The organism is Lysinibacillus louembei, assembly GCF_033880585.1.
In the GTDB taxonomy this organism is placed as follows: Bacteria; Bacillota; Bacilli; order Bacillales_A; family Planococcaceae; genus Metasolibacillus; species Metasolibacillus louembei.
On record NZ_CP137624.1, the window covers coordinates 587,775 to 611,842 of the forward strand.

General features: G+C 36.6%; 23 protein-coding genes and 1 pseudogene. 12 read left to right on the top strand and 12 right to left on the bottom strand.

Translation table 11 applies throughout. The features are described from left to right. Positions 1 to 49 precede the first annotated feature (49 nt). Positions 50 to 2,911 (bottom strand): hypothetical protein, encoded by a 2,862-nt coding sequence (locus R6U77_RS02810; RefSeq protein WP_319837350.1) that lies wholly within the window; start codon positions 2,909 to 2,911, stop codon positions 50 to 52. Between the two features lie 82 nt (positions 2,912 to 2,993). After that, the gene (locus R6U77_RS02815) at positions 2,994 to 3,686 is read right to left on the bottom strand and encodes a copper homeostasis protein CutC (protein WP_319837351.1); all 693 of its coding nucleotides are present in this window, start codon (positions 3,684 to 3,686) and stop codon (positions 2,994 to 2,996) included. 81 nt (positions 3,687 to 3,767) lie between these two features. Here R6U77_RS02815 and R6U77_RS02820 point away from each other — a divergent pair, with 81 nt between their 5' ends. Then, the gene (locus tag R6U77_RS02820; RefSeq protein WP_319837352.1) at positions 3,768 to 4,523 is read left to right on the top strand and encodes a class I SAM-dependent methyltransferase; all 756 of its coding nucleotides are present in this window, start codon (positions 3,768 to 3,770) and stop codon (positions 4,521 to 4,523) included. A gap of 45 nt (positions 4,524 to 4,568) precedes the next feature. On the opposite strand, the gene R6U77_RS02825 is transcribed toward R6U77_RS02820, so the two are convergent. Both R6U77_RS02825 and R6U77_RS02830 read right to left on the bottom strand, forming a co-directional pair. After that, the gene (locus tag R6U77_RS02825) at positions 4,569 to 5,123 is read right to left on the bottom strand and encodes an NADPH-dependent FMN reductase (protein ID WP_319837353.1); all 555 of its coding nucleotides are present in this window, start codon (positions 5,121 to 5,123) and stop codon (positions 4,569 to 4,571) included. A 101-nt stretch (positions 5,124 to 5,224) separates the two neighbouring features. Continuing rightward, on the bottom strand, positions 5,225 to 6,034 hold the full coding sequence (locus R6U77_RS02830; RefSeq protein ID WP_319837354.1) for an NAD(P)H-binding protein: 810 nt from the start codon (positions 6,032 to 6,034) through the stop codon (positions 5,225 to 5,227). 100 nt (positions 6,035 to 6,134) lie between these two features. On the opposite strand from R6U77_RS02830, the gene R6U77_RS02835 reads away from it, so the two are divergent. The 5 genes from R6U77_RS02835 (at position 6,135) to R6U77_RS02855 (ending at position 10,138) form a co-directional block, all read left to right on the top strand. Then, the gene (locus R6U77_RS02835; protein WP_319837355.1) at positions 6,135 to 7,139 is read left to right on the top strand and encodes a CMP-N-acetylneuraminic acid synthetase; all 1,005 of its coding nucleotides are present in this window, start codon (positions 6,135 to 6,137) and stop codon (positions 7,137 to 7,139) included. 60 nt (positions 7,140 to 7,199) lie between these two features. Continuing rightward, positions 7,200 to 7,385, top strand: coding sequence for an SE1832 family protein (locus R6U77_RS02840; RefSeq protein ID WP_293926630.1), 186 nt, complete (start codon positions 7,200 to 7,202; stop codon positions 7,383 to 7,385). A 45-nt stretch (positions 7,386 to 7,430) separates the two neighbouring features. Continuing rightward, complete coding sequence (locus R6U77_RS02845; RefSeq protein WP_293926627.1) at positions 7,431 to 9,005, top strand: ABC-F family ATP-binding cassette domain-containing protein; 1,575 nt, start codon at positions 7,431 to 7,433, stop codon at positions 9,003 to 9,005. 261 nt (positions 9,006 to 9,266) lie between these two features. Continuing rightward, positions 9,267 to 9,668, top strand: coding sequence for a transcriptional regulator Spx (gene spx, locus R6U77_RS02850; RefSeq protein WP_293926624.1), 402 nt, complete (start codon positions 9,267 to 9,269; stop codon positions 9,666 to 9,668). Between the two features lie 41 nt (positions 9,669 to 9,709). Beyond that, complete coding sequence (locus R6U77_RS02855) at positions 9,710 to 10,138, top strand: MarR family winged helix-turn-helix transcriptional regulator (RefSeq protein ID WP_293926621.1); 429 nt, start codon at positions 9,710 to 9,712, stop codon at positions 10,136 to 10,138. Positions 10,139 to 10,172: 34 nt separating this feature from the next. On the opposite strand, the gene R6U77_RS02860 is transcribed toward R6U77_RS02855, so the two are convergent. After that, positions 10,173 to 11,153: a glycerophosphodiester phosphodiesterase family protein gene (locus R6U77_RS02860; RefSeq protein ID WP_319837356.1), complete on the bottom strand. Its 981-nt coding sequence runs from the start codon at positions 11,151 to 11,153 to the stop codon at positions 10,173 to 10,175. Positions 11,154 to 11,187: 34 nt separating this feature from the next. Then, positions 11,188 to 11,736 carry an RNA polymerase sigma factor gene (locus tag R6U77_RS02865; protein ID WP_293926619.1) on the bottom strand — a complete coding sequence of 183 codons (549 nt, stop codon included), beginning with the start codon at positions 11,734 to 11,736 and terminating at the stop codon, positions 11,188 to 11,190. Between the two features lie 269 nt (positions 11,737 to 12,005). Between R6U77_RS02865 and R6U77_RS02870 the strand changes: the two genes are divergently transcribed. Both R6U77_RS02870 and R6U77_RS02875 read left to right on the top strand, forming a co-directional pair. Continuing rightward, positions 12,006 to 12,581 carry a TetR/AcrR family transcriptional regulator gene (locus R6U77_RS02870; protein WP_319837357.1) on the top strand — a complete coding sequence of 192 codons (576 nt, stop codon included), beginning with the start codon at positions 12,006 to 12,008 and terminating at the stop codon, positions 12,579 to 12,581. 14 nt (positions 12,582 to 12,595) lie between these two features. Beyond that, a complete protein-coding gene (locus R6U77_RS02875; RefSeq protein WP_319837358.1) occupies positions 12,596 to 13,426 on the top strand; it encodes a CPBP family intramembrane glutamic endopeptidase in 831 nt (276 codons plus the stop codon). Here the strand turns inward: R6U77_RS02875 and R6U77_RS02880 are convergent. The 4 genes from R6U77_RS02880 to R6U77_RS02895 all read right to left on the bottom strand — a co-directional run bounded on the left by R6U77_RS02880 (position 13,412) and on the right by R6U77_RS02895 (position 18,093). Further along, positions 13,412 to 14,413 (bottom strand): MBL fold metallo-hydrolase, encoded by a 1,002-nt coding sequence (locus tag R6U77_RS02880; RefSeq protein WP_319837359.1) that lies wholly within the window; start codon positions 14,411 to 14,413, stop codon positions 13,412 to 13,414. The two genes, R6U77_RS02875 and R6U77_RS02880, sit on opposite strands and share 15 nt — an antisense overlap. Continuing rightward, a complete protein-coding gene (locus tag R6U77_RS02885) occupies positions 14,406 to 16,067 on the bottom strand; it encodes an ABC transporter permease (RefSeq protein WP_319837360.1) in 1,662 nt (553 codons plus the stop codon). The genes R6U77_RS02880 and R6U77_RS02885 overlap by 8 nt, the downstream gene beginning before the upstream one ends. Before the next feature lie 50 nt (positions 16,068 to 16,117). After that, a complete protein-coding gene (locus R6U77_RS02890) occupies positions 16,118 to 17,131 on the bottom strand; it encodes an ABC transporter substrate-binding protein (protein ID WP_406601072.1) in 1,014 nt (337 codons plus the stop codon). An 89-nt stretch (positions 17,132 to 17,220) separates the two neighbouring features. Then, a complete protein-coding gene (locus tag R6U77_RS02895; protein WP_319837362.1) occupies positions 17,221 to 18,093 on the bottom strand; it encodes an ABC transporter ATP-binding protein in 873 nt (290 codons plus the stop codon). 137 nt (positions 18,094 to 18,230) lie between these two features. Between R6U77_RS02895 and R6U77_RS02900 the strand changes: the two genes are divergently transcribed. After that, positions 18,231 to 19,112 carry a LysR family transcriptional regulator gene (locus R6U77_RS02900; protein WP_319837363.1) on the top strand — a complete coding sequence of 294 codons (882 nt, stop codon included), beginning with the start codon at positions 18,231 to 18,233 and terminating at the stop codon, positions 19,110 to 19,112. 40 nt (positions 19,113 to 19,152) lie between these two features. Here the strand turns inward: R6U77_RS02900 and R6U77_RS02905 are convergent, their stop codons facing one another. Next, positions 19,153 to 19,584, bottom strand: a complete 432-nt coding sequence (locus tag R6U77_RS02905) for a hypothetical protein (RefSeq protein WP_319837364.1) — start codon at positions 19,582 to 19,584, stop codon at positions 19,153 to 19,155. Between the two features lie 178 nt (positions 19,585 to 19,762). On the opposite strand from R6U77_RS02905, the pseudogene R6U77_RS19905 reads away from it, so the two are divergent. Beyond that, positions 19,763 to 19,882 (top strand): annotated as a pseudogene (locus tag R6U77_RS19905) (IS30 family transposase); the annotation flags it as partial. A gap of 284 nt (positions 19,883 to 20,166) precedes the next feature. Here the strand turns inward: R6U77_RS19905 and R6U77_RS02910 are convergent. Then, positions 20,167 to 21,459: a helix-turn-helix domain-containing protein gene (locus R6U77_RS02910; protein WP_319837365.1), complete on the bottom strand. Its 1,293-nt coding sequence runs from the start codon at positions 21,457 to 21,459 to the stop codon at positions 20,167 to 20,169. Positions 21,460 to 21,844: 385 nt separating this feature from the next. Here R6U77_RS02910 and R6U77_RS02915 point away from each other — a divergent pair, with 385 nt between their 5' ends. Both R6U77_RS02915 and R6U77_RS02920 read left to right on the top strand, forming a co-directional pair. Continuing rightward, positions 21,845 to 23,011 carry a hypothetical protein gene (locus R6U77_RS02915; RefSeq protein WP_319837366.1) on the top strand — a complete coding sequence of 389 codons (1,167 nt, stop codon included), beginning with the start codon at positions 21,845 to 21,847 and terminating at the stop codon, positions 23,009 to 23,011. After that, positions 22,980 to 24,068, top strand: coding sequence for an arginase family protein (locus tag R6U77_RS02920; protein ID WP_319837367.1), 1,089 nt, complete (start codon positions 22,980 to 22,982; stop codon positions 24,066 to 24,068). The genes R6U77_RS02915 and R6U77_RS02920 overlap by 32 nt, the downstream gene beginning before the upstream one ends.

The window sequence follows — 24,068 nt, forward strand, 5'->3', positions numbered from 1 at the left end:
CACAATAAAGGCACCTGAAATCAAAATTTGATTTTGGGTGCCTTTGCTTTTATATATCACTTGGATACATTTGTTTGTATAAAACCTCTAGTTTTTTCGATAGCTTACTGTAGGCTGACTTCCACGCTTTTCGCTTCTTGTCGTCACCATCTGCTGGGACATATTGTGCGTGTATATCCGCTATTTTCTTCAAATCCGCTTCCGCTTCTGTTAGCTTTTTATAGTTTTTCACAGCGTTTTTATCACTTGTGCTTAAGCTATCATAAGCCGCTCGAAGCTCCTTCACTTTGTTGTCCAAGTTGGCGATGTATTCACCTTTCACAACGAGTCCATTAATGGATTCAATTAATGTTAATACACCATTAGCTGATTGAAGTTCCTTTTCCTTGTTACTGATTGCTTGGCGAACTGTTGAGCTTACTAGGCTTGCTTGCTTTGTTGTCAGCTTAGCAAATGCTTTAATGACCGTGCTCGGATCCTTTGTAAAGGACTTGTCGTATTGTGCCATGAAAGTCGATACTTTTTTTGCATCTGATACAGCTGTCTTTAATATGTCACCGTTCGTTATAGCTTTTTTATCTGTAGCGTTCAGTTTATTATATTGTGCTGATAGCTCATTAATTTTTTCGACAGATACTGTATATATACCGTTAACTTGTATCGCTGCAATTTCATTATTTAAGCGTGTTAAATTTGGTGCATTGTTGTCCACTAAACGGTTCGCTAGCAGGTTTTCATATTGCTGCTTGGCTAAATATTGTTGCTTTGCAGGTAGCTTATCATATGCTTTTTGAACTGATTCGATTTTTTTCGTTTGCTTTTTTACATCTGTTTCTTCACGTGCGACCTGTACTTTTTTATGAAACGAATTGACTGCCGAAAGATCCTTGCTCGCGGCTGTTAAAATATGATAGTTCGTCACATATTTACGCGCGCCAGAAGATAGGCTTTTATAGACCATTGTTGCCGAATTCACCGCATTTTCAAACGTGGCAAATGTGTAATTCTCAACTTTTGCTAACTTTTCAATATCTGTTATTAGCTTTTCTGCCACCGCTTTATCTGAAGGCTCCTGCTTGCCTGGGTCAACAGATGTTTTGGGTGCATTTTTCAAAAATGTCTCGGCATTATAAACTAGTGATTGCTGAAGGCTCGTTAATTTATTATACGCTTTTAATGTACTTGTATAAGTTGATTGCAATTTATTGCTTGCTACACCCTTCGTTGTAGACAGCTTTTGATACGCATCAATGCTTTGAATTACTTTTAATGCTGTCTTGAAATCCTTCTGTAGTGTAAGAAGCTTATCATAGCCAACAATTTGTGTTGCTGACGCTTTTGTTAAACCTTTATATTCACTTACAAGGCGATTGACATCATTAACATAGCTGTTCCACGAAGTGCTAGAAGGATTTATCGGGTAATGAGTGCCAAGATTGCCAACATAGCCTGCAATTTCATTGTTCAAGCGTTCAATTTGCTGCTTCTCTGCGCTTTCTGCTTGTAGTAATAGCGTAATCCATTCACTCGTCACTAATTGTGATTGTTTATATGTCAGTTTGTCATAAGCATTGCGAATTGATTTTGCTGTTGTCACCTGCTTATTTGGCGTATCATTCAATGATAATTTATCAAATGCTTTAATGAATTGCTGCACTTTTTTAATGTCCTGCTTGGCATCCTGTAAAACGGATTGATTTTGAATAGCAGCCTTTGCATCCTGTGACAATGTAGCGATATTTTTATCGATTTCCTCAACCTTTGCTTGTAAGCTAGCTGCGTCTGCTGCATTATATTTTGTAAAAGACGCTTCATAAACTAATAACGCTTGAATTGCTTCATTAATTTTTCTGACATCCTTGAACTCCTCATCTGCATGCGGGTCAAGTAAATTACGAATATCTTTGTATAAAGCTTCTTGTGGGTCAAGGCTACGTTGCAATAAGTCTAGCTTATTGTACGCTTCCTCAATTTCCTTTAAATATTTCGCCTTATCCTTTTCCGCCACTTCATCTACTTTACTTACTTTTTCTTGTAGCTTTTCAATTGCTTCAACATCAGCTAATGCACGCTTTAGCGACGTATAATTTGTTACACCTTCTTTCGCCGCTGCTGATAAATTTTGATACTTGCTATCTAAATCTGTTAATTGCGCTTTAAAAGATGGAATAGATGTAAATTTGTATTGATAATCATTCACGAAAATTTCTTTAATCTCATCAATCATTGAAGTAACTACTTCATTTGAAATCGTCAGCACATTAGAAACATCTGATTCTACCGATGCTTTTCCTGCTTTCGCTGTTACCCTCACAATAATTTGCTTTACATCTTTATCTAATGCGTCTTTAGCAATTGTATATGTGCTGCTTGTTGCACCATCAATAATCGTAAAGGATTCCCCTACTTTATAAAACCATTGATAGCTATATGTAACCTGCCCATTTTGTAGTTTGGCACCCGCATTATCTGTAGCAATAGCACCTTGTACTTTCACCGTCTCTCCTGGTACTGCAAAATCATTTAGCTTCGGCACTGTAATCGCTAATTGCAATGCCTTGATTTCTACTGACTCACTTTTATATTTAATGCCCTCTGTCGTAGTTGCCTCTACAAAAATAGAGCGTCCTGCTGCATCTACTGGCACTTTTAATGTCGCTTGCGTTGCACCAGTAATTGGCTTATATGTTGCGCCATTTGAGCCTTCACCTGCTACATTTTCCGCATAATACCATTGATAGCTTTTAACGAGTGAATTCGCTGGTAATTTTTCAATCGTTGCTTTCAATGTTTCATTCACTGTTTTTTCACCTGTAATTGATACAGTGTGTGTCTCTTCTCCATGTACAACAGCAGGCGCAATCATTACAATAGGAACCGCCCCTAAAGTAAAAAATAATTTTTTATTCATTTTCCGACCTCCTCTGTTTCATAGTCTATATCGGGCTTATTTTCTAGCACTTTAGTATTTTTTCAAAAAACAGGGATTCTTCCTAGCTCAATATATTTTTTATTTGTGATAATGCCTGCACATCAATAGCTTGAGCAAAGCTGCCTTCTTTGCGAATCCCTGAGCCGAAATGGTAAAACTGCGCCTGTAGTACCTCATGTACAGATGCAATATTGTGCACATTTAGCCCAGCTCCTGGCATAATCATCGGAGGATTTAATTGCTTTGAGGCATGCTGTATTAGAGCGTGTAATGTCGTTAAACCTTCTGGCACTGTACTTTGCCCTCCAGATGTTAGTATTTGGTGCACGTGATAGGATGATTGGCATAGCGCTTTGTATAAATCAAGCGTATTTGCTTCATCAATTGCACGATGAAATGTAATTGCTAAACCATCCGCTTCTTCTATCACCTTTGACAAAAGTTCAAAATCAATCATATTCTTTGTAGTCAATGCGCCAAATACAATGCCAGCAGCACCAAGCTCCTTTATTATGCGAATATCCTCCAGCAGCGTTGCCCATTCACTTTGTTGATAGTTGTAATGATAGCTATGTGGACGTACCATCACCATTACAGGAATTTGCACGCTCTTGACTACTTGCTTGATTGTGCCATAGCTAGGTGTTAAGCCACCTTCAGCAATAGCTGAAACTAACTCTAAACGATCTGCTCCATATGCTTCTGCGGTCTTTGCATCCTCTTCATTTAATACAATTGCTTCTATTTTACTCATTCTTTAGCGCCTCTTTTCCTAATTATGTATTCTTCTTATGTTATAATGAATGCCAACTTATATAAAACAAAAGGAGTAACTATGACCTTACATAATGCAGAAGAATACAACAATCCCATTCTATATGATAAAGAAAACGAAAATCATTTGGCAGATGTTCCATTTCTATTGAAATGGGCAGCACAGCAGCAAGGAATAATTATTGATTTAGCCTGTGGTACAGGGCGAGCGACCATCCCGCTTGCTCAATACGGTCACCAGTTAATTGGTGTTGATATTCACAGTGCTATGTTAGAAGAGGCCAAAAAGAAAGCAATCAAGGCAAACCTTGCAGTTGAATGGATTGAGCAAGATTGCAGTAAGCTACAGTTAGGTTTGAAAAGTCAATTAATCTACACTGTCGGCAACTCTTTTCAGCATTTCCTCACAAATGAAGCACAAGATAATTTATTGACAGCAGTTAATCGCCATTTAGAATTAGGTGGCATTTTCATTTTCGATACAAGATTCCCTAGTGCGGAGGAATTATTGCAGCCACCTACCGAGGAATATTGGAGAAGCTATATCGATCACGATACACAAAACAAAGTAGATGTTTATACAATTAGCCATTATGATACTTTGAACCAGCTTCAGCACTATACGACAATCCGAAGATCTCACAATAGCGCTGAACAACGAACAAATATTACTTTGCGCTATGTTTACCCAAAAGAAATGGAGCGATTATTAAAGGTAAATGGTTTTGTCATCCAGCATGTTTATCAAGATTGGAGCGAAACGCCAATTACCAATGATGCTTACTCTATGATTTATGTATGTAAGAAGATACGATAAACGAAAGGACGATTTACACTGAAGATGTAAATCGTCCTTTTTATTTTACGGTGTATCGACTGGTTCTTTACATAGATTTTTGCTCATTTCGCAATATTGTACGAAAACGCGTGCTAGTTCACGTAGGCGATTGTGTACATCATTATCGATAATATTGTTATCTGCGTCGAAGTGATCTGAATGTGTGTAAACATAGTTTGGTGTTACTAAGCAGCGGAAGTAATCTAAAATTGGCTTTAATTGATTTTCGATTACTAAATGATGCTGATATGTGCCACCGTTTGCAATCATTGCTACCGGCTTGTAACGCATCGTCTTTGGGCTAATCATATCAAAGGCATTTTTCAATACACCTGGAATCGATGCTTGGAAAATCGGCGATGCAATAACATAGCCATCTGCCTCTTCGAATTTTTGTACCATCAATTTCATATCATCATTTAGAGGGCTGCCGTCCAAAATTTGATGCTTTAAATCCGAGAAATATAGAAGCTCTAGCTGTAAATCTTTGTTGTATTCTTGAATATATTTTTCAACTTGTTGAAGAACGGCGCCTGTTTTACGTCCAAAAACTGTACCGTCAACGAGTAAAATTTTCATTTTTTAAACCTCCACTATTACTGAATTAGTGTTTACTTCGTCACCTATTGTAGCAGATGCAAACGTTGTCGAACAGGGTACGGCGCGAGAAAAGCTGAATTTCAGTCTTTTGGCGTATCTCGCTCAACCTTGTATTGCTTTATCTTAGATTTATCAAACGTCACTTCTTCATCTAATACATTTCCCGATTGAAGTTTATTCCAATTGAATAAATCCTCACGCTTCATTTCTGGCTCTTCCTCTAGCTCAGGCGGTGTCATTTGTGCAAGCTCGTTCGATGGATAAATCGCTAATTTAGTGTTTTTATGATAAAGTGCGATGACAATCATCGCTAAAGCTACTTGCTCTGCTTTAATTGAGCGATAGCGCTTCAACGGACCAATTAATAATGGATTGAATACCGCCAAGACAGCCGCACCTATTTTTTCTCCTATTCGCAACTCAGAGCGATTTCCTACTAATAATGATGGGCGAACAATAGATAGCTGAGGTAAATCGATATCGATAAGCTCCTTTTCCATTTTGCCCTTCACTCGATTATAATATGCGAATGATTTCTCGTTTGCTCCCATTGCTGAAATAACAATCATATGCTGAATGCCACGGTTTTTTGCCATTGCAGCAATTTGTACGGGGTATTCCACATCAATTTTTTCAAATACTTCACGTGAGCCCGCTTTTTTAATAGTTGTGCCAAGACAGCAAAAGATTTCATGCGCAAATTCCATATCGCTTTCTGCTAATGCGTCAAATTCTTTTATTCGTACAACTAATTTAGGATGTGAGTAATCTAATGCTCTACGCGCAATAACAGTTACCGCTACGTATTCATCACTTTCACATAATTGCTTTACAAGCGTTGATCCTACTAATCCAGTCGCACCAACAACGATAGCTGAGCGCATCTCCATGAGCACTCCTCCTCTTTTTCTCCTATTCTTTTAATTTTCACACATACTTCAGGAAATTTCACCATATTTTATGTAGAAACGAGAAAGGATGGGATAAGCTATGGCAAAAAACATTGCCTTCATTTTAGAATATAGTGAATGGAAAGGCTATTATCCATTTGAGCGTGCAGCAATTATGCAGGAATTATTAGCGACAGAGCATATTTCGATTTTTTTAAAAGGAAATGATACACAAATTTTGGAGCAGCTGAATGGCTCACCTGTCATTTTCAAAAGCTACAGCGAGCTACCTAACATATTGAAAGAGCAGCATTTTGATTTAATGATTTATGATGGCAATGACTCTACTGTGGAGCAGGCTCAATTATTGAAAGCACATTGCCATACGCTTGTACATTTTGATGATCGTGGCGAAGGTGCTACTTTTGCTGATGGACATATTGTTGCATTGCGAGAGGAATCACAGGAAATGATTCCCCCTAATATGCTTATTGGTAATTTCGTCTTCGCTACGCCAAATGAGCTGCTGCAAATCGCCTTTGAGGACAAGCTGGAAAATGACCTACCACATATCGTTATCGCCTTTGAGGATGGTGATGAAAATAATTTAACGTATCGTACTTTGCGCCATTTAACACAGCTCCATATCCCACTAAAAATTTCTGTTGCGATTGATGAAAACTATCGTCATTCTGTAGAAGATCTACAAATGATGGTATTAAGCCGTCGCCATACATCCATTCACCAGCAACCAAATGCACTTTTATCATTACTCCCTAATGCCGATATCGTCGTTTGTAACGCCAATTATACACCTTACAAAATTGCTACGGTTGGCATTCCTTGTATTACAGCAGCACAAAATGAACGCGAACTAACAAATAATTTAAATCGTGAGCATAATGGCTTCGTGCATCTAGGCTTAGGTCGCAAAATGAAGCAATCGACCATTCAAAACGCGGTCATGGAGTTTGTATTGCATGAAGCAAGACGTGAACGTGCTATTTATAAGCAGCGTGCACTCGATTTACGTACAAGCAACGAAGCTTTACAGCAGCTTTTACTTGATTTAGCTTATGCTCGTCATGAAATAATCCATATTTGAGTATACGGCATTGCATATGCTATAATTTACAGCAGAAAATAGGAAAAGAGGTCGTTGTTCATGCTAACAAAGTCTCAATTACAGCAAGAAATTGCCGAACTGAAAATGGATTATGTTAATTTACAAGGTGATATGGAAAAGCTTGAATCATTAGGTCATGCAGACTCTGTGAAGCAAGCATTGACACGCCTTGAAAATATGGAAGCACGACTTGCAGAACTGAATAAACAGCTCGCGGCGTTGTAAGCCCGCGAGTTTTTTCTTTGTATACTAATTATCGGAGGAATCGATATGGCAATATTAACAGTTGAAAATTTAGGTCATTCATTTGGTGACCGCACGCTTTTTAAAGATGTATCTTTCCGCATTGTAGAAGGCGATCACATCGGTCTTGTCGGTGCAAATGGTGTTGGGAAATCAACGCTGATGGGCATTATTACAGGCCAGCAAATCCATGATGCTGGGAAAGTTGAATGGCTGCCGAACACACATTATGGCTATTTAGACCAGCACGCTGTATTAACAGCAGGTCGCACAATGCGCGATGTATTGCGCGATGCCTTTTTACCACTTTATAAAAAAGAGGAAGAGCTAAACGAAATCGCAGGTAAAATGGCGGAGGCAACGCCAGAAGAGCTTGAAAAATTACTTGAGGATATGGCAGAAGTGCAGGATGCGCTTGATGCTGGTGATTTTTACACATTAGATATGAAAATCGAGGAGGTTGCACGCGGTCTTGGCTTAGATGCAATTGGATTAGAGCGTGATGTTGCAGCACTTTCTGGTGGTCAGCGTACAAAAGTATTATTAGCAAAGCTTCTTTTAGAAAAGCCAAAAGTATTATTACTCGATGAGCCAACAAACTATTTAGATGAAGAGCATGTCACTTGGTTGAAAAACTATTTAAAAGGCTATCCGCATGCCTTCCTGCTTATTTCACATGATACGGAATTTATGAATGACGTAGTTGATGTTATTTTCCATTTAGAGTTTTCAAAAATGAACCGTTACACAGCTACATATGAGAAGTTTTTAGAGCTAGCTGAAATTAATAAGCGTCAGCATATTGAGGCATATGAAAAACAACAGGAATTCATTAAAAAGCAAGAGGACTTTATCGCCAAAAATAAAGCGCGTTATTCAACAACTGGTCGCGCTAAATCACGTGCCAAGCAGCTTGACCGTCTTGAACGTATCGATCGCCCTGAAACAGCGATGAAGCCTGAGTTTGGCTTTAAGGAGGCACGCTCCTCTAGCCGCTATGTCGTAGAGGCAGAGAATTTACTTATCGGATACGACAACCCATTGCTACCACCGTTAACATTCCAAATTGAGCGCGGCGAAAAAATCGCACTTGTTGGTATGAATGGTGTCGGGAAGTCTACTTTATTAAAAACAATGCTAGGCAAAATTAATCCATTAGGTGGCAAAGTCATTCGTGGTGATTATTTATATCCTTCTTACTTCGAACAAGAAGTAAAAGCAGAAAAAATTACGCCAATTGATGATGTATGGAATGCCTTCCCATCAATGGAGCAGGCACAAGTACGTGCAGCACTTGCTCGTGCAGGCTTAAAAACAGAGCATATTACACGTCCATTAAGCTCACTATCAGGGGGCGAGCAGGCAAAGGTTCGCCTATGTAAACTAATGATGAATGAGGCAAACTGGCTCATCTTTGATGAACCGACAAACCATTTAGATGTTGATGCAAAAGAAGAATTGAAACGTGCAATGAAAGAATTCAAGGGCACAATCGTTCTCGTATCACATGAGCCTGACTTTTATGAAGGACTTGTGACAAAAACTTGGAACGTGCAAGATTGGTTTACAACAGGTCGCACAATTGAATTAGAAGAACAATAATAGAAAAAACTGTAGTAAATTACTACAGTTTTTTCTATTGCAATCTTTTATTTTTTTCATTTTCTATGAAACTTTTTTCTATTTTTTGCGTATATATTATTAAGAAAGTGGGTATACATTAATTAGGGTATTAATTACCGCTTTAACAATAAAAAAAATTTGAAAAAACAATTGCATTACAATTAACTTAGTTGTAAGATATAAATATAAGTAATTACCTTACAAGTAAGTTACTAATGTAAAGGAAGAGAGGAATTTATTATGTCAGTAACAATTTATACACAATCAAGCTGTTCCTCATCACGAAAAGCATTAAAATGGTTAAACGAAAATAACATTTCATACAATGAGAAACGTATTACATCTCAGCCGCTAACATTAGCTGAGTTTAAAAATATTTTAAGCATGACAGAAGATGGAACAGATGAAATTATTGCAACAAACTCAAACGACTTTAAAAATCTTGATGTCGATATCGAACAGCTTTCCATCCAAGAGCTATATGCATTAATTCAAAAATACCCACGCATGTTGCGTAGTCCGATTTTACTCGATGAAAAACGCATCCAAGTCGGTTATAATGAAATGGACATTCGACGCTTTATTCCACGTAAAGTACGTGCGTTTGAGCTGAATGCTTTGCAAAAATTGGCGGTTGAATAAGTCGCCTTTTTTGCATGAAAGAAAGTTTGGAGATGACAAACATGGGTGATTATAAACATGAGCATTTAACACCACTTTTCGAAGCAGTAGCTGCCTTAGAACGTAGAATTGCCAATGAATGGAATAGCTTAAATGAGCTTGGCTTCTCAAAATCACATATTTTAATTTTAGACTTTCTAGCAAATGAAGGTCCAAAGCGCCCCTCCGCTATTGCGGAGTATTTAAAAGTGACAACAGGTGGCGTAACTGTATTAACAACAAAGCTTTTAAAATCAGGCTTTATCGAAAAAGCACAAAACGAAAATGACCGACGCGCATCACAAATTACGATTACCGAGTCGGGTAGAGCTATTTTAAACGAATCGCGCGAGCAAGTGAACACATTGATTCATCAGCTTTTTGGCATGCTTACAGAGGAAGAAATCGAAAGCTTGCGCCAAATTTTTATCAAATGTGCAAACTTTAAATAATAGAAGGCGAAGGAGACAACCTCCCTCGCCTTATTTAATGCCCTTTTATAACTGGGGCAATCACATCAATTCGATTCGTCCAAATACCTCCCGTATATTGCCCTGGCAAGCGCTTTAAGTCTTGCTCTGTATCAAACCCTTCTGACCACGTTCCATTTCCTGCAACCATCATTACACGCGTATCAACCGAATCCATACGATTCAGCATTTTATTTGGCCATCCCCATAACCAAGGTGCTATATTTTCTGGAATATGAATCTGCGTATTTTTACACGCTTTAGGAATATACCCCGTCCATCCAATCCCAATATACGGTAATAAGCAGCTTTTTAATGTTGCTTTTGACATGACAGGAATTTCTGGCATCTTTGTTTTCAATGCTTGTATTGGTGCATCTCCACCATAAACAGTTAGCTGTTGCTGCTGCGATTTAGGTAATGCTGCTATATAGTCAGCTAGCTGTATTCCTTCACCTGCTTCATTGCTTTTTATATGAATCAAAAATTCTTTGTCTGGGAAATGCTTCAATACTTCATCAAGTGATGGCATAAGACCTATCCCCTTTCCTCGGAACGGAAATGTTTTTCCTTCATCTGCTGTATATCCATAGCCAATATCTATTTGCTTTAATTCAGCCATCGTATATAGCTTTGGTTCGCCTTTTACATCTGTTCTGCAATCTAAAGTCCAGTCATGGAATACAGCAAATTGTCCATCTTTAGTTGGTCTAATATCCAATTCCACTACATCAGCCCCTGCTTCAAAAGCTGCCTCCATCGATGGAATTGTATTTTCTAAATATGGATGCTCTGGCTCATAAATACGCTGTGCTGTACAAGTGTTGCCTTCTATTCCTTCCATGCTAAAGGTTTGTGCCATACCTCTATGCGCCAATAATATGGGATCATTAGCTCGCTCCTTTGTTATATAGGAACTATTATTCAAGTACACAAATATAATGAGCAACACAAATACAGTGATTATCCTCTTCCAAAACTTTCTCTTCACCGTCATTCTCAATCCTTTCCTAAAAAAATCGCCCTACCTCTTATGCTGGTAGGACGACATCTGCTAGTTTATGATCAGCTAATAGCATTTCTTTTAAGCGTGCTTTAGCACGGAATAAACGCGATTTCACAGTACCAATCGATACTTTCATTAACGTTGAAATTTCAGCTAATGAGTATTGATCTACATAGAAATACCATAATGTTTTTTGGTAAATCGCATCAAGCTCATGCATTTTTTCTTGCACAATTTTCGTAATTTCTACTTTCTCTACTTGTTCCTCTGTTGAAACATCATTATTGGGAACCAAATCTAAAATCGGAACGTCTAATTGTTCAGGTTGGTTCATCATGTACTTACTACGTCTTACATTTTTGCGATAGCGGTCGCGGAATGTGTTCATTGTAATTGTTGTTAGCCAAGCTTTTACATGGTCAACTTGTTCAATCGTTGCTTCATAGCGTACAACTTTTACCCATACCTCTTGCATTAAGTCTTCCGCCTCTAGCGTGTTGCGTGTAAGCTTTAAGCAAAGGTGGTATATGTAGCGATTATATTCATCATAAACTTTCGTTAACATTTCATTCATTGTTACTGCCTCCGTTCGGTCTGCTTCATTAACCTCATTTTCGCAAATTCCTTCCTTACGCTCTATCGCATTTACTTTCAATTTCCTTACAATTGTGTAAGCTTCGATGTCATCTACAAATTATGTATGCCCTCTTCGCCAAGTTATACCTCTTTTTCAAAACCCTTATACCCCTTTTGAAAAATTTTTACACTCTTAAAGAAGGAATTTACGTTTATTTTGTTGAATATAATTTCAATGAAAACAAATTCAATAAAGAGGGTATTTATATGAACAGTAGACAACAGCAAAAAGAGCAAAGACGACAGCTTATTTTACAAGCCGCCTTAGATTTATTTATTCGCAAAGGCTATGGGGAAACGAAAATTGCCGATATTGCCAAAGCAGCCAATATGAGTATGGGGCTACTCTTTCATTATTTTGAATCGAAGGAAAAGTTATATGAAACTCTTATTCGTATCGGCAGCGAAAAATTAAAGATGGAACTAAATTTTGCGGAGGCATCGCCATTGATGATTTTTCAATATGTGACTGAGGACATTTTTCAAACAATTAATGCCAACCCATTTGCAGCGAAAATGTTCGTCTTAATGGAAAATGCACAGCATTTAGATACTTTGCCCTCAGATATAAAAGAAATGCTTGCTGAGGCAAATACACTTATTGCAAAAAGCATCCCACTCATTGAAGAAGGTCAGCGCTTAAATGAAATAAGAGAAGGAAATCCGCAGGCACTAGCGATTGCCTTTTGGAATTCCTTGCAAGGCATCGCGCAGCACATCGCCTTACAGCCTAATGCACCTTGTCCTAAGGCAGAGTGGATTATTGCTATATTAAAAAAATAGGGAGGGAATAAGAAATGAAGACAAAAAGAAATATTATGATTTTTATTGTAGTTGCATTGCTATGTGGCTGGCTTGGTGTTGCAGTCGATTATTTTATACCTGAACAGCCTGAAGGTAATACACTTGGAATGGGGCTTTGGCTAGTTATTCCACTACTTGCAACGATTATTTTACGCGCTTTTGCAGGAGATGGCTGGCGCGATATGGGGCTTGCCTTGAATTTTAAAGGCAATGTGAAATGGTATTTGATAGCATTGGCAATTTATCCTGCTACAACATTTCTTTTGTTGCTATTTGGTTATGTAACAGGTTGGATTAATTTTTCTAATTTTAATATACAAGCTGTTATCACTGCTTTTACTAGCGTATTTATTATCCAATTTATCAAAAATATTTTCGAGGAATCTGTTTGGCGTGGCTATTTAACAAGCAAGCTTCTCCAGCTAAAAGCAAATGATTTTTGGCTTTATCTAACAGTCGGAGGTGTTTGGGGTGCATGGCATCTCCCCTACTTCCTCGTATTTTTACCAGCAAGCGATATTGCTAGCGTGCTACCAGTTAACCGTTTAGCCTTTGCGATTATTGGTATTTTAACAATGATTGTATGGACGATTATGTATACAGAAATTTATTTAATGACAAGAAGCATTTGGCCACTTGTTTTGATGCATGCAACAGAGGATGCGCTTATTAACCCTTTAATGCTAGACGGTTATATTCAGATTGCGCAAGGTAAGGAGTTTTTCGTTTCACCAACAGCAGGAATTGTAACAACCGTAATGTATTTAATGATTGGGTTAGCTTTGCGAGCTAAAAGAAGGGCTGCCCGTTTAGACACACCCTAGCTGCACTGGAAATGCACTATGAAAATAAATCACTTGCTTTGCACGTATTTGCTGTGAGAGCTGCACAATATCCTCATAATCTGGATGTGTTTTATAGAAGAAATGATGATAAGCACCTTTTTTATGCAAATACCCTGTATAAATTGCAATCGCCTGTGGATAATGCTTCGCCTCTTGCTCAGCTACAAAATAAAGACCTGTCTCTATATTGTCCATAGGCGACCAAAATACTTCCCGTATAGCGTTTTCAATTTGTATATTGCTCTTAGACTCTATATATTGCTGAAACAAAGCTTGTAATGATTGTTCTACATATATAGGTCTTGCTGTATGCTGATAAAGATATGTAGCAATATCTAATGTTTTCCCAGAAAAAGAGGAGGGGAAAATAATTGACTGCTGTGGATAAGCTTGTACAAATTGCACAATTTGCTGCAAAACTACTTGATTATCCACATGCTTCTCCACATGCCCACTGTCAATGAAAGCAATATCATATAGTAGATCATCCTGTGGCAATGTCGTCTGCAATACATAAGTGTCTGCAACATAATCACCAGAATAAAAAATCATTTTACTTCTAAAGCGAATTTGATACCAAACACTACCGATTACATGCCCGCTATAGCCCCATTTAAACGCTAACTGGTCGCTAATTGACACCCACTGTCCTAAAGAAGCATCGGAAAATATAGATGTATTGCGATAGCATTGCTTAAGCTGGCACTGTGTTAGCTCACTCATCACAATCGGTCCTGTGTAGCCTAGCTGCTCAGCAATTGGCAGCGCCCCAACATGATCAATGTGGGAATGTGAAATAAAAATCGCTGTTAGCTTTTCAATATGCGCTGCTGTTAAGCTTGGTGGCGTTTTTTGTGCATTTTTCATAATGCCGCAATCCAATAAAATCGCTTGACCATCTACTTCAATGTAAAAGCAATTGCGCCCATACTCGCCCACGCCACCTAAAATTTCAACATTAAGCATTTGTTTGCTTCCCTCCCCTTTGCATCCACTCCAGCAAAAACATAAAGAGCACTGTAATAATAACTGTCATAACAGCGACAGCCATTCCCACACTGACATTACCTTGCTCAAACTGGCTATAAATAAAGGTAGCCCCTGTTTCAACAGAAGGAGGTAAAATTAACAAACCTGCTACGAGCTCACGCATCGAAATAATAAAGGTCATCATCATGCCAGCAACAATGCCCTGCATCAAGAGCGGAATAATAATTTGCACATAGACAGCCCATTTATTACGCCCAAAAATGGCTGCCGATTGAAAAATGGAAGCATCCAATTGTGTAAATGCAGATTTTGTATATTGCACAGAATACGGCAAAAATAATACGCAATATGTGACAACCACCATCGCCTTCGTATTATAAATCGTAAAAGGTAATAGCGGTGAATTCCAAAACATAATCAAGCCAACAACAAAGACAATACCAGGAATAATATTTGGCGTTAAGCTAAAGAAATCTAATAGCTGCTGCTTTTTCGTTTGCCCCTTTTTCACATATAAAGCAATACATAGTCCAAGCACTGCGGTAATGATTGCCGTTAAAATGGAGAAAACAAAGCTATTCATAAATGCTGTAAAGCCTGCGCTACCAGCTGTAAATATTTCTCCGTATGCAGCCAATGTAAAATTGCCCGCCTGCAAGCCATCTCCACGCACCTTTTGCAAGGACGTAACGATAATAGAGAAGTAAGGCACAGCTATCGATAATAATAAAATAATCGTCACAAAAAGCCATGCCCCAAGCTTTATAAACCAAGGCTCTCGTATTTCACGCAGAGCTGGTGTTTTGCCTGAAAGCACACCATATGTATATTTGCGACCAATCCAATTTTGGAAATACCAAATTATTAAGCAAATTGAAAGTAAAAACAATGATAAAGATGTTGCCATACGAATATCAACAGGCCATCTTGAAAGATAGGAATGTATTTCTGTTGTAAATACTTGAAAGCCAATTCGACTACCAAATGTAGCGGGTGTTCCAAATTCAGCTAATGTTTTAATAAAGATCAACAGGCTTCCTAACACATAACTCGATACTGTTAATGGCAAAACAATTTTGAACCAATTGCGCCAAGCCCCTTTACCGAAAATTAAAGCCGCATCTAAAAACGAGCCATTAATTCGAAGCAGCGTATTTTTTAGCATTAAATAGAGAAACGGAAATAAATGCAAACTCATAATTAATACCATGCCAAAAAGTTTGAAAAACAGCTCAGAAAGCCATGCCGTACTTGGTAGTAATTGCTGTAAAAATCCGTTGTGCTGCATAAATAAAATCCAGCCCATTGAGCCTATATAAGGTGGTGTCATAAAAGGAATTGTTAGCACAATATCTAACCAATTATATTTTGCTAAACTTGTTTTCGTGCGAATAAGCGCCATCGGAAAAGCAATAATTGTTGTGCCAATAATGACAAATAAGCCGAGCAATAACGAATTCGATAACGTTTGCCATAAGCGATTTTGCGAAAATAATCGCTGTAACTGCTCCATATTCAATTGTCCATCTTGCACGAATGTATAAAATACAATAGCTATTATTGGTGCAATGGCAAACGTGCTAACGATTGCTATTAATAAAATAAAACTACGTTTGCTTTCCATCACCATATATTTCAGTCCCTTCTAAAAAGGGCTTCTCGGCATAAGCCGAGGAAGCCTTAACGGAATAATTCGATAAACTTCGTTAATACATCTACTTGCTTTTGCTCTGCCCCTTGCCATTTCACTTCTAATTGAGGAATCTCATCAAGTGTCGCACGATCTTTTACAGCAATCGCTTCATTGCCTGGTAGTAAATAGGCTTCTGCTACAAGTGCCTGTCCTTCATCAGATAAGAGAAAATCAACATATGCCTGTGCCGCATCCACATGCTTCGATTCTTTCATAATAGCAACAGCACGTGGGCTTACTACTGTTCCGCTTGCTGGATAAACGATATCTACAGGCTCACCGCTTGCTTTTGCTTTATATGCCATATAGTCAACGCCTGCAATCGTAATATCTTTTTCTCCTGTAATAACAGCATCTAAAGCCTCTTTATTTGCCCCATTCACTTGTAAACCGTTGCTTTTCCATTGTTCCATCGTATTCCATGCTGTCCCATCTGCCTCTGTATAACCAAATAGGAAGTCAACAGCTGAACCAGATAAGCTTGGGTCAGGAATATTGATTTTATTTTGCCATTGTGGCTGTGCTAAATCCGCCCATTCCTTTGGTGCTTCTGCTGCATTTTTCGTATTGTAAACGATGCCTAATGCCGAAGCGCTATAGCCATAGTAATAGCCCTCTGCATCTGACCATTCGGCATTGATTTTATCCGCATTTTTCGCTTCCTTATAGCTTTGTAGCTGGTCTGCTGCTTTTAAGCCATCCATTGAAGCGACAGAAGCTAATACAACGACATCTGCTACTGGATTATTTTTCTCTGCTTCTAAGCGCGATAAAATTTTCCCTGTTGTTCCTTGGAACATTTCAACTTTGATGCCTGTTTGCTGTTCAAATGCTTCTTGAATATTTGCTGCTAAGCCATCTGGACCCGCTGAATAAACCGTCACGGTTGTTGATGGCTCTGCCGCTTCTGCTGACTTTTCCTCTTTTTCTTTACTACTACACCCTGCCAATGCTAGTGTTAATACAAGTGCCGCTGTCGTTAAAACTTTGCTCTTTTTCATGTTCATTCCTCCAATTGATAAATTTGCTGTTGATCGATAAATATGTCGAGCGTTTGCCCTTGTGTAACAGGCTCTGTATCATAAAAGCCTCACTCTCTTTCTCCTACTTGTGCCTGTATAAAGTAGCGATCCCCAAGAAAAATACTTTTCATGACCTTTGCTGGCATAGCAATTGTGCCTTCACGCGGTTGTCTTGAAATTCCTTCTGGACGCACAATACACCTATCCTGCTTTAGCCAATTGACTTTACCAATAAAATCAGCAACGTAAGGCGTTGCAGGTGTTTTATAAATTTCCTGTGGTGTACCAACCTGTGCAATATGCCCTGCCTCCATCACAATAATTTGATCAGACATCGTCATCGCCTCTGCTTGGTCATGTGTCACAAAAATCGCTTGGCAATCAAAGCTTTGAATAATATTCATAATTTCATACTGCATTTTCTCTCGTAGTACAGCATCTAGTGCCGACAAAGGTTCATCAAATAAAATCAACTTAGGATTTATCGCAAGTGCTCGTGCTAAAGCAACACGCTGCTGCTGCCCGCCTGATAATTCTCCAGGCTTTCTTTGCTCAAAGCCTTCCATGCTAACAAGCTGCATCACATGCTGCACACGCTGCGGTATTTCAGCTTTAGCAATAATACCTTTTAAACCAAAGGCGATATTTTGAAAGATGGTCATATGTGGCCATAAGGCAAAATCCTGAAACACCATGGCAATATTTCGTTTACTAGGCTGTATATTAATTTTTTGCTCCGTTGAATAAATCACTGTATCATCAAAGCGAATCTCACCTTGCGTTGGCTGCTCCAAGCCTGCCAACATTTTCAACAATGTCGTTTTGCCACAGCCCGATTGACCTAAAATCGTCGTAAATTTGCTATTTAGCTCTAAATTAATCGGCCACAACACTTGTGTGTCTCCATACTTCTTTTCAATATTCGTTAATGAAATTTTCATTATATCCTCCCTGTCTATTACTACTATAGGGTGCAGATATTTAGAAAATATTAACGTACTATTAATAAAACGTTAAAAAAATTCTAATAAAATAAAACAAATGTAAGATTTTATCTAATTTACTTTAGGGGGATAAAATGAATAATATAAAATTGCAGGCATTTTGCTTATTAGTGGAGCACAGAAAGCTTGCTCCTGTCGCACAGCAGCTTAATATTACAAAGCCAACTGTTTCCTTTCATATTCGTTCCATTGAAGAGGAGTATGGCATCCAGCTATTTCGGACAAATGCTGGTGGCTATCGCCTAACCGCTGCTGGTGAAGGGCTCTATCATTACGCAAAGCAAATTGTACAGCTACATAAAGAGATGACAAATTTTATCGAGGATTTATTGGCAGGCGATGTCGGCTCCATCCGACTCGGTGCGAGTGGCTTACCTGCGCATATTTTTATGCCAGAGCTTATCCACAAAATTTCAACAACCTATCCAGCTATACAAATTTCATTTATCGTGAAAACAGCACCTGAAATTGAGGAGCTTGTCGCACAGCATGAGCTTGATTTCGGCTTTATTATGGAAACAAAGCAGGAAAATCCATTACTCGTTTACGAAACAATCGGTGAAGACACCTTTGTTTTAGCATTCAGTCCAAAGCACGAGCTCGCCTCAAAGCACAACATGACAAAGGCGGATATTTTACAATATAAAATTTTGCTGCACACCTCCTCCAGCTCAACAAACTATTTTATTGAGCAATGGCTAGGCTCGCAATCCGCCATGAACAAAATGGAATTAGACTCAATCAGCACCATCAAAAAAATGCTAACATTCGGCACAACTGTCGCCTTCCTGTCAGCAGCTTTAATTGAGGAGGAACTACGCGCTGGCTCCTTAGTCAAAAAGGATTTAGCTGACCGCTCCTTAACACGCAAAATCCAATTTATCTATTCTAGCTCTCGACTAGACAGCCCAATTGATGTTTTTGTCAAAAAGGCAATTGGGGAGTTGCAGATTTAATAAAAAAAGAAAGCTCTCATTACAAAGTGAAGAGGGCTTTCTATACTACTCTAGCAATCATTAAGTCTACAAACCAGAAATTCACACCTGGATATAAGCATATAAACATTAATTTAATGAAATAAAACTCATTCGTTAAATACTCATAAGTTAGTAGATCAGCATCCAATAGCTGAAGAATAATAACGGCTACGATACAGCCTGTTGCCATATGCAAAATAAGCGATAGCAGCTTTTTATTTTTGCTCGCTCTATCAATGATGATTGATGCAGGAATACCTATGCCGATTATGAATGGAGCAACACATACTAAAGAAAACGTTAAAATTAATATGAGGCTACTAATCAATGAAAATAGTATATTATCATGCGTTCCCTGTGTGACATTTGTATCCATTACATTTATTAAAAACCCAATATTAAATATAACAATAAAACTTGTTAGAAATTTTCTTTTTAAAATAGAATTCATCGTAACATCTCCTTATAATAGAGAAGCATTCCACATAACCATATTGAATATAATGGATTCACTTACACTTAAATCAATTCAAATTATACACATCTAAACCTATAAAACCATCTCAAAACTATTTTTGCAAGAAACGTGTTAGAAACTATCAGTATAACAGGATTCTCCATCCATAAAAAAGCTGAATTTTAAAAGGATTTACGCTAGTTTATTGGAAATACCCATTTTGATCTACACAAAACGTCAGAATCCTAGAGAAACAAGAGGACGTTTCAATATTGATGCATTGATTGTGAAGTGTTCAAGAAAAAAATCATTTAAATATAATATAAGACATTGAACGAAAAACATACTGGTACATTAGTTATCATCCCAGATTTTGTAGAAAAATCTCATATGAATAATAAAAAACACCACCAATTGTTCGATTAACTCTAACATTGGCAGTGTTTCTTTATTAAATAACCTTATAATAGTTAACGGTTTTTAAAGTGGGCTCATTTTCTGTTGCCCCCACCTCATAATTAATGTTTGTCCCTATCAGTATAAATGAAAATAATAATACAAAAATAAGTTTTCTCACTATAATTGCTCCCAACTATGGATATTTTTATTTAAATAACTATACTTTGTTGCTTCTTGAAAATAAAAAGTTGCTAACTTATATTTTTTATTTTGTAAATAATACTCTGCTAATGCAATAGAATATTTATAGGCGTGTCGGTAATCTTGAATTTTTGAGAAATAATGAATCATTTTTAATGCTTTCTTTTGTGATGTTTCATTATTTTCATATAGTGCTTTATAAAACTCAAAATGTTGACGATAAGCATATAAACTTTCATCTTGCATTTCCTCATATAGCACTATTCCTTTATTGCACCATTTCAAAACAAGTGTTACTTGATTACTTCTAGAGTATTCAATAATTAGACAAAAGATCGAAATAAAGTGACTCTTCTTGTCTGTTTTAGTTTCTATACTTTTATGAAAATAACAAATTCCTTCCTTTTGTTGTCCCATAACAATTTTCACAGACCCCATATTATGGTATACAATTCCTAAATACCCTTGTAAGTTAAATTCGTTGCATATTTGCTTTGCTTTTACAAAGGTATCTAATGCCTCCGAATATTGTCTGTTTTTTTGATAGATGATACCCATTGATATGTAACCATCCAACACACGTTTCATCAATAATTGCTCTTTAAAATAACTTAAAGCTTTATCAATATACAATTTTGCTTCTATTAAACGATTATCTACTGCATAAATTGTCCCAATTATAAAATCTAATTCAGCTATTTCCCAATTGTCCATATCCACTTTAGAAATAATAGATTGCAAATACTCTAAACATAATATCGATTTTTTAATCTCTTTAACATAATAATAGTATAGTGCCTTGTTCAACTCATGAAGGTACAGTTGCTGTGTATTAAAATGACTACTTGCATCTTCTAATATGACTAAATCCTTTTTTATTTCCTCAAAATTTCTTCCCACAACAATACGGAATCGCAACATAATCAATAAATATGTATAATGGATTTGGATATTTCCTAAAAAGGGGGTTTCTTTTTCTAACTCCATTAACTTCTGCTCTATGATTTCTTTGACCCCTATACTAATTGCCTTTCTATATACATCATATACGTATTTTTCAAATTCTTCGTTTTTAGAATCACCTCTTTCTATTTCTCGCAAGTTAATCCCTAGCTTTGATAATAATAAAGTTGCTATTTCTTCACTTGGAATGATTTTGCCTTGCTCGATTCGTGATAAATAAGAAGTTGTACAAATTCCTTTAGATAAAACAAGCTGCTTCATGCCTTGTTTCATTCTTTCCGCTTTGATAATATGCCCTACTTCCATTACATATACTTATCTCCTTATTTTAGTAATAAACTCTAACATATTATAGCATTTTTTATTGTGTAATTCTGCCTAAAAACATACATAAATATGTTTTTTAAGATAAAAATTACACAACAAGGGTATATTTAATATAGCACAATTACATGTTACATTTACTATGCAAGACATTCTTATTCAGAAAGGAGAGCTTGATATGACAAAAAAAGCAAATAACACAAAACCATCATCAACTAAAAGTCCTGTGCCTCAAATCGCATTAGATTTAAGTGTCTTAGGCGGAAGTAGAATCGATAAAGATCGTTTATAAAAATCATATACGTGACTACTTAATATAGCGAGTTTGTTATGCTCGCTATATTTTTAAATTAAAGGAGAAAAAAACTTGAGCCAAATATTGTTTAATCATCCTAGTGAAAAATTATATGAATTGTTTAAAACTACCCCAACACCTGCTATTGTTTTTGATTTAGATTCTGTTGAAAAAACTACACATCAAATGAAAAGTGACATAAAAAATTTTATAAATACCAAAATAAATTTTGCGGTAAAAGCTACTTATAATGAGTCTGTTTTAAAAACGATTTCAAATATTATACAAGGATGTGATGTAGCATCTGTTGGAGAACATAAATTAGCTAAACAATGCGGGTTTGAAAATTTCACCAGTACCAGCCCTTATTACTCAATAGATGATATGAAGTATTTTTGTGCTAACGATGTCGTATTAGATTTAGATAGCATTGAACAAATTATTCAGTTTGGGGAACAGAACTTTGAATCTAAAAAAATTGGGTTAAGAGTTGCCGTTCCAATACCAGCAATACTTGAAAATAACGCTTCGATTGGGTTGGATAGTAGGTTTGGTTTGGAATTAAATGAAGATACATTAGATATGCTAACAGCAGTTACACAAAAATATAATCTAGAAATTGTTCGCTTTCATGTCCACACAGGACAAACTACTCCAGATTTACTCATCTATAAACTAAAGTATCTATTGGAAAAGTCAGAAAATTTCCATAATCTAAAGATGATTAACTTTGGTGGTGGCTTTTTGTATCTATATGCACATTATGAAAAATTAAATAAAACCATTGAAGAATATAACTATATATACCGAAATTGGTCTAAAAAAAACGGAAGGAAAATGGAATTTTTAGTTGAACCAGGTTCTGCCTTTGTCACAGGAAATGGATATCTTTTATCTAAAGTCGTAGCTCTAAAATCACATACTGGAGAAACACCATTTGTTCAGTGTGATTGTTCATTTTGGAATTTAAATCCTTGGATTATATCCAATCCTTTGAATATTTCTAATTATGGAGATACTATCAACGAATACACTCTTTGCGGCGCTACTCTATTTGAGCAAGATAAAATGCCTAATAAAAAAATTTCTAAAGTTAGAATTAATGATTTACTTATTTTCCCGGCATATGGGGGCTACGTAGGCAATATGAAGAATTTTAATTTATTACATAAAATTCACTTCTGGGGTTTTTATAAAGGAGAATATTATGAAATTGACAAGCCCAGCTTTTTACCTTAGTGACAATGTAAGTGTTACACATGATCATAATCAAATAACATTTATTGATTTTTCTCGGGGTATTTCAGATGAATATACGGTAGCTGACAATTTTGATTTTTCAATTTTTGAAACAGGAATATCTGAATATCAAATAAACAATTCACCGGAAATGTTATCAATGCTAAAGAAAGGATACTTTGTCTCTTTACTAGACTTATATCAAAAATATAGAGAAAAGTTGAATAATAGATCATTTTTTGGTTTTCCTTTTCTTTCAATAGGAGAAGTAATTAATCGTGATAACATCACAGTATCAATATTGGGAGTTTGTTATGATTTAGGTGCTTCATACAAGAAAAATCAACAATTTACTCCTTATATTTTACGTGAAACAAGTCAGTCAAATATTTCAAAACAATTTGGAAATAACATGATTGCTGATTGTGGTGATATTACATCAGATACCGTCATGAAACAAAATGGTGAAAAAATCCAGCAATTGCAAACAATTTGTTCACTGCTATCAAAGTATAAAAAAAAACCATTAATCATTGGTGGTGATCACTCTATTTCATTTTACTCTATATCAGGATTATTGGATTCGTATAATAAAATTACTATTTTACATATTGATGCTCACTTTGATGGCGTAGGTTATTTTGAGAATGATATAGAAAATCTAGATCATTCAAACTTCATTAATTATTTGTTATTTGATGAACGGGTTGAAGAAATAATTCATATTGGTAATAGACAAATGGGTTATACCCCTCAAGAATCAAAAAAAAGAAGGTTTGTCTCTTTGGAACAATTTTTAACAGAAGCCCCAAAGAAAGATGCGATTTATTATCTAACTTTTGATGTGGATTGGATTGATCCTACGATTATCAGTAGTGTTGGTACTCCAGTTGCATTTGGTGCAACTTTAAAAGATGTTGCATCATTAATTAGTCATTTAAAAGAATACAATTTAATCGGTGCAGATATAGTTGAATTTATAGGCTCTTTTGAAAAAAATTCAGAAAACATTACAATTAATTCAATTATTCAACAAATATTAAATTTATTAAGGTGA

Excerpts from the sequence above, each read along its gene's own strand:
- R6U77_RS02810 (WP_319837350.1), bottom strand. The coding sequence starts at position 2,911 with ATGAATAAAAAATTATTTTTTACTTTAGGGGCGGTTCCTATTGTAATG.
- R6U77_RS02815 (WP_319837351.1), bottom strand. The coding sequence starts at position 3,686 with ATGAGTAAAATAGAAGCAATTGTATTAAATGAAGAGGATGCAAAGACC.
- R6U77_RS02820 (WP_319837352.1), top strand. The coding sequence starts at position 3,768 with ATGACCTTACATAATGCAGAAGAATACAACAATCCCATTCTATATGAT.
- R6U77_RS02825 (WP_319837353.1), bottom strand. The coding sequence starts at position 5,123 with ATGAAAATTTTACTCGTTGACGGTACAGTTTTTGGACGTAAAACAGGC.
- R6U77_RS02830 (WP_319837354.1), bottom strand. The coding sequence starts at position 6,034 with ATGGAGATGCGCTCAGCTATCGTTGTTGGTGCGACTGGATTAGTAGGA.
- R6U77_RS02835 (WP_319837355.1), top strand. The coding sequence starts at position 6,135 with ATGGCAAAAAACATTGCCTTCATTTTAGAATATAGTGAATGGAAAGGC.
- R6U77_RS02840 (WP_293926630.1), top strand. The coding sequence starts at position 7,200 with ATGCTAACAAAGTCTCAATTACAGCAAGAAATTGCCGAACTGAAAATG.
- R6U77_RS02845 (WP_293926627.1), top strand. The coding sequence starts at position 7,431 with ATGGCAATATTAACAGTTGAAAATTTAGGTCATTCATTTGGTGACCGC.
- spx (WP_293926624.1), top strand. The coding sequence starts at position 9,267 with ATGTCAGTAACAATTTATACACAATCAAGCTGTTCCTCATCACGAAAA.
- R6U77_RS02855 (WP_293926621.1), top strand. The coding sequence starts at position 9,710 with ATGGGTGATTATAAACATGAGCATTTAACACCACTTTTCGAAGCAGTA.
- R6U77_RS02860 (WP_319837356.1), bottom strand. The coding sequence starts at position 11,153 with ATGACGGTGAAGAGAAAGTTTTGGAAGAGGATAATCACTGTATTTGTG.
- R6U77_RS02865 (WP_293926619.1), bottom strand. The coding sequence starts at position 11,736 with ATGAATGAAATGTTAACGAAAGTTTATGATGAATATAATCGCTACATA.
- R6U77_RS02870 (WP_319837357.1), top strand. The coding sequence starts at position 12,006 with ATGAACAGTAGACAACAGCAAAAAGAGCAAAGACGACAGCTTATTTTA.
- R6U77_RS02875 (WP_319837358.1), top strand. The coding sequence starts at position 12,596 with ATGAAGACAAAAAGAAATATTATGATTTTTATTGTAGTTGCATTGCTA.
- R6U77_RS02880 (WP_319837359.1), bottom strand. The coding sequence starts at position 14,413 with ATGCTTAATGTTGAAATTTTAGGTGGCGTGGGCGAGTATGGGCGCAAT.
- R6U77_RS02885 (WP_319837360.1), bottom strand. The coding sequence starts at position 16,067 with ATGGTGATGGAAAGCAAACGTAGTTTTATTTTATTAATAGCAATCGTT.
- R6U77_RS02890 (WP_406601072.1), bottom strand. The coding sequence starts at position 17,131 with ATGAAAAAGAGCAAAGTTTTAACGACAGCGGCACTTGTATTAACACTA.
- R6U77_RS02895 (WP_319837362.1), bottom strand. The coding sequence starts at position 18,093 with ATGAAAATTTCATTAACGAATATTGAAAAGAAGTATGGAGACACACAA.
- R6U77_RS02900 (WP_319837363.1), top strand. The coding sequence starts at position 18,231 with ATGAATAATATAAAATTGCAGGCATTTTGCTTATTAGTGGAGCACAGA.
- R6U77_RS02905 (WP_319837364.1), bottom strand. The coding sequence starts at position 19,584 with ATGAATTCTATTTTAAAAAGAAAATTTCTAACAAGTTTTATTGTTATA.
- R6U77_RS02910 (WP_319837365.1), bottom strand. The coding sequence starts at position 21,459 with ATGGAAGTAGGGCATATTATCAAAGCGGAAAGAATGAAACAAGGCATG.
- R6U77_RS02920 (WP_319837367.1), top strand. The coding sequence starts at position 22,980 with ATGAAATTGACAAGCCCAGCTTTTTACCTTAGTGACAATGTAAGTGTT.